General features: G+C 45.4%; 6 protein-coding genes. 1 reads left to right on the top strand and 5 read right to left on the bottom strand.

The features are described 5' to 3' along the window. Positions 1-131: 131 nt before the first annotated feature. Complete coding sequence (locus GO493_RS08135; protein WP_157305635.1) at positions 132-707, bottom strand: DUF4255 domain-containing protein; 576 nt, start codon at positions 705-707, stop codon at positions 132-134. A gap of 298 nt (positions 708-1,005) precedes the next feature. Here GO493_RS08135 and GO493_RS08130 point away from each other — a divergent pair, with 298 nt between their 5' ends. Beyond that, a complete protein-coding gene (locus GO493_RS08130; RefSeq protein ID WP_157305634.1) occupies positions 1,006-3,039 on the top strand; it encodes a glycosyl hydrolase family 18 protein in 2,034 nt (677 codons plus the stop codon). A gap of 4 nt (positions 3,040-3,043) precedes the next feature. Here GO493_RS08130 and GO493_RS08125 read toward each other — a convergent pair whose 3' ends face one another. From GO493_RS08125 to GO493_RS08110, 4 genes are all read right to left on the bottom strand, one after another. Then, positions 3,044-3,559: an eCIS core domain-containing protein gene (locus GO493_RS08125; protein ID WP_157305633.1), complete on the bottom strand. Its 516-nt coding sequence runs from the start codon at positions 3,557-3,559 to the stop codon at positions 3,044-3,046. Between the two features lie 139 nt (positions 3,560-3,698). Then, positions 3,699-3,998 carry a hypothetical protein gene (locus GO493_RS08120; RefSeq protein ID WP_157305632.1) on the bottom strand — a complete coding sequence of 100 codons (300 nt, stop codon included), beginning with the start codon at positions 3,996-3,998 and terminating at the stop codon, positions 3,699-3,701. Between the two features lie 108 nt (positions 3,999-4,106). Beyond that, on the bottom strand, positions 4,107-5,246 hold the full coding sequence (locus GO493_RS08115) for a TlpA disulfide reductase family protein (RefSeq protein WP_232538789.1): 1,140 nt from the start codon (positions 5,244-5,246) through the stop codon (positions 4,107-4,109). 1 nt (position 5,247) lies between these two features. Next, on the bottom strand, positions 5,248-6,852 hold the full coding sequence (locus tag GO493_RS08110; protein WP_157305631.1) for a S41 family peptidase: 1,605 nt from the start codon (positions 6,850-6,852) through the stop codon (positions 5,248-5,250).

Below are 6,852 nucleotides of genomic sequence, written 5' to 3'. Positions count from 1 at the left end.
AGCATTCGCATTTTATACACAAATCATTAAGACAGTATCTTATTGTCTGTATTCATACCTGATACAACGGGCCTGTACTCGCGTATAATAGCATCGTCGAAAGTCAGCATTCGCATTTTATACACAAATCATTAAGACAGTATCTTATTGTCTGTATTCATACCTGATACAACGGGCCTGTACTCGCGTATAATAGCATCGTCGAAAGTCAGCATTCGCATTTTATACACAACAGATGGCATGTACTTGGCGCCCAGCGTGGCCCAGACGTTATTCAGCCGTTCTGCTCCCATGCTTTCCATCTCAAAGATCACTTTATCTATTCTTCTGTCCAGGGACGGAGTACTGGCTGCCGTCAATACATTATGCGACTGGAAATAAGCCATAATGAAAGAGATAAACCTGAGCGCTTCGGGATAATTATTACTGCTGAAGTATGCAGAGAATAACACATACAGGTTGATACACAAAGGTGGCTGCGTCCTGGCTGAAACCACTCCTGAAGAGGGCCCCGTAATGCCTTTGCTCATCGGCTCTTTCTCAATGTTGATGAGCGTAACCAGCACTTTGTTCTCTCCCTGAATGGCAATGCTACCATCCTGGTTTACCAGTCCGGATAACACAACTTTCTCTTCGTTTACATGCAATTGCCTGCTGAAGTGTTTATTGATCTCTTCAGTGATACAGGAAAGGGTTTCGTAAATCATCCGGGTGAACATTTTTACTACAGGGCATCACCTCTGCAGTTCACGTCGTAAATGTTTCATAAAAATTGTGCTTTTAATGTTGTCGTCAACAGATATACTTTTAACGACTGGCTGACATCTTAGAGTTTAATAAGGTAAAATCCTGTCTGAGTATTGGGTATTAGTTTAGGGATCTTAATTATCTTATTGAGCACAAGATAGTAGTTAAATAAAATTATTCAAATTTTTATTTAAATAAATTATTGCCTATTTTTTTATTTATTAATTGTAGCTTTAAGCTTCCGGTAAATTATCCCCTATGCGTTGTTTTAAACGGTCCCTCCAATCTCTGTTTATTTTCTTTATCTTATTTAGTCTTTTCACTACCGCCGCAGGTGGTAACATATTACAACAGCAACCCAAACCAAAGGATACCGTAGTAAAAGTAAAACTGCTGCAACGCATCATTGCCGCTCTTCAGTTCAGAAAAAATGCACGGGCAAGAGAACAGCAACGCGTTATCACCATCATCAGAAGCGTACTGGCAGACTCTCTTATTGCTACCGCCAGAGACATACAACAGCTGAATGAAGAATTGTCCCTTCAGCAAAATCAGCATTTTGATTCACTGAAAGTATTAATAGATGAAATATTGACAAACAGGGGAACAGATACATTGTATGTATCCGACACTACAGTTCTCCCCTCACCCGGTATTACAGAAAAAGATATTATATCTCTCGTTAATAAGATCATTCCTATCCTGCAGCAAAAAGAGAAAGAAGATAACAATGCTGCTATCATGCAGGAAAAACTGAAGCAGATCCGTTTGCTGTATGGAAGGTCGCCGGATAAAATAGATACACTACGCCTCAACGATACTACTGGAAGAAGATATAAACTCAGCCTGGGGCATAAAGCGCACGTAATAGGTATCCATCCCTGGTGGATGGAAGACCGTTATCTTAATTATAACCTGGCCGCACTCAGCACCTTTAACTTTCACGGTTACACGGCAGACGGAGGCACCGGGAAAATAAGAGACATTATTCCTCCTGCTACACTGAAAGCATTGCCATTTGCCAGGCAGGCCGGTTGCAATGCCATGTTCACTTTATACGACCAGGACGCTCAGAACATAGATAAACTGTTACGCGATGAACAGCGGCAGTTCCGCTACATAGATTCCATATTGCCGCTCATACAGCAACATCAGGCAGACGGAGTGAACATCTGGTTCAGCAAACTGCATAAACATCAGCGCACTTCCTTCAATCGCTTTGTGTTACTGCTCTCCAATTATATCCGGCATAATATGGAGCAGCCCTGTAATATAATGATCACTATTCCCGCATACGATGCTGAGCTGGCATATGATCTGCGCACACTGGATTCTATAGCCTCCCATTTCCTGATAGACTTCACCACTCCCGGCCGGCCCATGGCGCCGCTGAAAGGAGATGCCGCACACGCAATAGAACCAGTAGTGTCCCGTTATCTCAACCTTCAGATACCTCCGGAAAAATTCATATTACTGTTGTCTTATAACGGCTCAAAATGGAGTACAGGAATAAAGAACAGGTTTGAAAAATTAGTGCCCTACAGGGAGATCCGCGCAGAATTCCCCTCAGATACATCTGTGATGTATGATGAAGAATCTGTGGCAGCTTTTGTGGAAGAAAAGAACGAAACAGGAGACGTAATAGCTGAAATATGGTTTGATGATGCCTCTACCCTCGATGTGAAATATGATTATATACTGAATAATGGCCTGGGAGGTGTTGCCATCTGGCCCCTGGGAGCAGATGATGGTTATGCCGAATTGTGGGATGTAATGGCGGCTAAATTTATCAGTATAGATACTACCTTTCTGGATACCATACGGCTGCTCCCTCCTCCGGAGATCCATTTATCCTGGTGGGACCGTGTTAAGCTGAAACTAAATAAAGAAGTAACCACACTTGACTACCTTTTTACCGACCCCTGTGAGCTGAGGAATCTCCACTATGAAAGGGACAGGTTCTTTATGTATGTTACTTTCTGCTTCCTGGTACTGGCGCTCCTGGCAGGCATTTTCTATAGCTATAACATACGCATGCAGGGAACAGACTGGAAATGGCGGAAAATATCCTTAGGAGTGCTTATCGCCTTTGTATTGCTGAGTGTACTGTTTGGGGGAATAGAAATGTTCCTCAACCGGGAAGTTCCATTTGGGTTAACGGAGCACCCTGACAGCTGTTATACCATTCCTCTGTCTGATCTTGTAATGGTATTCTCTGCAGGATTGGTAGTAGGTATCCTGATTATGTATTTCCTGGTATTCCCGCTTATAGGCGACAGGGAAAAACCCTGACGGTCTACGCCTGGCCTGAAAGCAGTGCCTGTGCACCCATAACATCAGCTTCCCTTTCCAGTGAAACATCGTCGTTCACAGGAATTCCTTCTTTCATCTGCATAGTAGCCTGCACCCTCCCCTGTTTCTGCTGCACTACATGCCATGCTTCATGAGGTACATGACGTTCCTGGCCCGGAGCTACATGAATATCGGTCCCCTGTGCATATGCCAGCGCATTCAGTTGGGCCGGCTGGGAAGAGTTGTAATGAACCTTCACATCAGACATATCCATACCGGAAAGCTGCTCAACACCCGATTTCAGCTGGTCTGACATACCAGTGTTATTTTCTTCCTTCTTTTGTACTATTGATTTGGTTTGTGCAGGAGCTTTGAGCTCTTCCTCTTCCAGGCCCGTTTCCCTTTGAGCAACATTGAAAGGGTCAATAGCCATACGTTGAATGCCATTTTGGGTGAAATTATCTGCAATAGACCGGCTGGATGTATTTTCTTCGTGAGAGGGTTTGTACGAACGTGACATAGTATAAGGGTTATTATTGTGTTAATATACAAAAAAAACTACAAAAAAAGCCTTTTATAGCCGGCGGCAGGCCCCTCTCAAAAAGATGGCTTGTACCGGAGGTGCAAGCCATCTTTTTGAGCAGTTAAAACCCCGGATATCAGGGAAATAATGTCCTTGCCTTACCTATCATATCCTTGATCCGCTGGTTATACGACTCACAACACGCACTGGTATGCTGATACAATACCACATCTCCTTCCTCAATTCTCGATTCTACCCTCAGCTCCACAACATGCTCCGGGTGAGACTTACAGTTCTCTCCGCCAAACTGGTGATGCAGGTAAGCTACTATCCTTTCGGCTTTTGAATTATTATACCTTGCCGGCAAATTGCTGATATAATCAGCCATAGTAGTGTCGGGGTGAAGATCTTTTTTAAATGCACTGAACTTTATCATAACGCAAGTATTAGAGGGGAAACAGTGCTACAAAGATACGCTGAATTTAGGGAACCGGCAGCAAATAGCTAACCGGTCCCCGGGGTTGGTTTATCACTCTTTACGCTCTTATTGTAACAGCGTTTTCAGCTTGTTATCAAGCTCTTCGCCGCGCAGGTATTTAGCAATGATCCTGCCCTGCGGATCTATAAGGAAATTCATAGGAATTGCATTTACATCGTATAGTTTGGCTGCCTCATTCTGCCATGCCTTCAGGTCAGAAACCTGCGTCCAGGTCAGACCATCTTTTTCAATAGCTCCCAGCCATTTCTCCCGGTCTGCCGGTTTGTCAAGAGATACGCCAAGAACAGTAAAACCCTTGTCCTTATAAGCGTTATAAGCTTTCACAACATTCGGGTTTTCACGGCGGCAGGGCCCGCACCAGCTTGCCCAGAAATCCAGCAGCACATATTTACCCCTGAAATCAGATAACTTAACAGGCTTGCCATTCACATCATTCTGTGTGAAATCAGGTGCAAGAGCGCCTTCCTGCGTTTTCTTCACCTTCAGGATCTTAGCCAGCACCTCCTCTCCAAAATCACTCTTCCTGACACTGCTGTCCAGCAGGCCGAAATTCTTCTCAGCTTCTACCGCATTGAACTCCGGAGGCAGCGTTGAATTAAACGCTAAAAGCGCCATATACTTACCCGGATTAGCCTTCACATATTTCATCTTAACAGCAATGATCTCTGCCTGTACAGCGTTAGCTCTGGTATCCAGGCTGGCCAGGTAAGCAGAATCATCTTTCTTTTCCTGTGGCTGCGCTTTAAACTCATCATTCAGCACCTGGTATTTATCATAGTAAGGTTTTAGCATGGCGGTAACCTTAGTATTTTCATCATTGGCAGGAGAACCCTTGATAATGGCATGCTTGACAGAATCTTTTGACACCAGCTCAATCGTCCTGTCCTCAATGAAAAGGGCAAGTATATCCTGCACAGGCCGCATCACCGGGTTATCGGGGGTATCACTGTGCTTAACAAGGATGTTCGCCTCTCTGATACCGCCGGATTGCCCCCTGAAAACAAACTGGCCTTTCCTGACATCAGCAGAATCCAGGAAGTCTTTCCCCTTTACTTTATAATAGAGGAACGCCTTCGCAGGCTTATCCAGCTTACCTACTTTTCCCTTTATGGTATAGGAACCCTGCGCATATCCCATCAACGGTGCGCATGCAACTGTAAATGCTATAATGTTCTTTATATTCATATCATTTCTTTTTAACACCTGCATCAGATTTTAAATAACCGGCATATTGCGCCGGGTTTTCCAGTATCTGCAGAGCGGTACGATAGCTGTCATTATCACTGTTCATTACCTGCAGGTAATAATCATTGCTGGCAAAGAGCTGACCCGCTATCTGCCCTTTTATATCAAGGGTGAGCAGGCTCAGCGTTCTGTCTTTACTGCCGGGTTGCAGCATAAGACCTGATTTCTCGGCAGTAGTAACGATTTCCTTTACCAGGTTGTCAGGAACAGTGAACTGCTTGTTGAAGGAATTGAAATCCTTGTATTGCTGCAACAGCATAGTGCGGTTGCTGTCCATATAATCGAACGTAACCTTGTTCACCAGTCCGCCGCCGGTAACTCTTTGCAGCCAGCCGGCGTATTCCGTGGTATCTATCGGAACATATTTGTCCGGCATGATCCCTCCCCCGCCGTAAACCGTACGTTTGCTTACCAGCGTAGTATACTTCAGGGAATCAGGAAAGTGAATAACATTGGCATCTGTCAGCTCCCCGCTGGCCAGTCGGGTATGCACATTATCCTCGTAATTTGCTCCCTTATAAGGCTTCTGGATAGACCTTCCGGAAGGAGTATAATAACGTGCACCTGTAAGCTCCAGCACTGAACCATCAAAGAGATTCACTGGTCGTTGCATCAGTCCCTTGCCAAAGCTCCTCCTGCCTACCACTACCGCACGGTCCCAGTCCTGCAAGGCGCCGGTAAGTATCTCACTGGCAGAAGCGGTATTCTGGTCAATAAGCACTACCAGCTTACCTGTCATAAAATTGCCGAACCCACCGGAGTAATAGTAGTCCTTGCCTTTATCCTTACCTACGCTGTAAAATACCAGCTGGTCCTTCTGCAGAAATTCATCTGCTACCCCAATGGCAGACTGTACCAGCCCACCGCCATTTCCCTGAAGGTCCAGTATCAGGTCTTCCATTCCCTGTTTCTTCAGGTCCTGGATAGCCTTGTCCATTTCTGTCCTGGTGGTCAGGTTGAAAATGCTCAGGGAAATATAACCGGTATGACTGTTCACCATATAAGCAGCCTTCACTGATTTATCAGGAATAGTACCCCGCTCAATCTCTTTGTTAATGACTCCCGCTATCAGCTTCCGCTGAATGGCAAGAGAAACAGTAGTACCTTTCTGCCCCCTGATCTTTTTCATGATACCATAGTTCCCTTCCGGTATGCTGGTCACAGGTTCATTGTCAATAGTGAGGATACGGTCACCCGCCAGCAACCCCGCTTTCTCAGCCGGCCCCCCGGCAATCACCTGCGTTACATAAAGGCTGTCATGCTGTAATATGAACTGTACGCCTATCCCCACAAAGCTCCCGCTCATAGCCTGCCGCATCCCGGCAGACTCTTCACGGCTGAAGTAACGTGAGTGAGGGTCAAGTTCCTTCATCATCCCTCTGATGGCAGCATCAGTCAGCCTCTCGTCTTCCATCGTGTCCACATAATTTTCCTGTATGGCTTTCAGCGCCTGCGCCAGCTTCTCGTTTGGATTCACCTGCGCACGTGCACTGAAGGACATGCCTATACAGGCGGCTATCACCGCAGAATATCTTATTCCTGACAT

The organism is Chitinophaga tropicalis (assembly GCF_009758205.1).
GTDB lineage: Bacteria > Bacteroidota > Bacteroidia > Chitinophagales > Chitinophagaceae > Chitinophaga > Chitinophaga tropicalis.
This window is presented reverse-complemented; position numbering and strand designations above follow the sequence as displayed.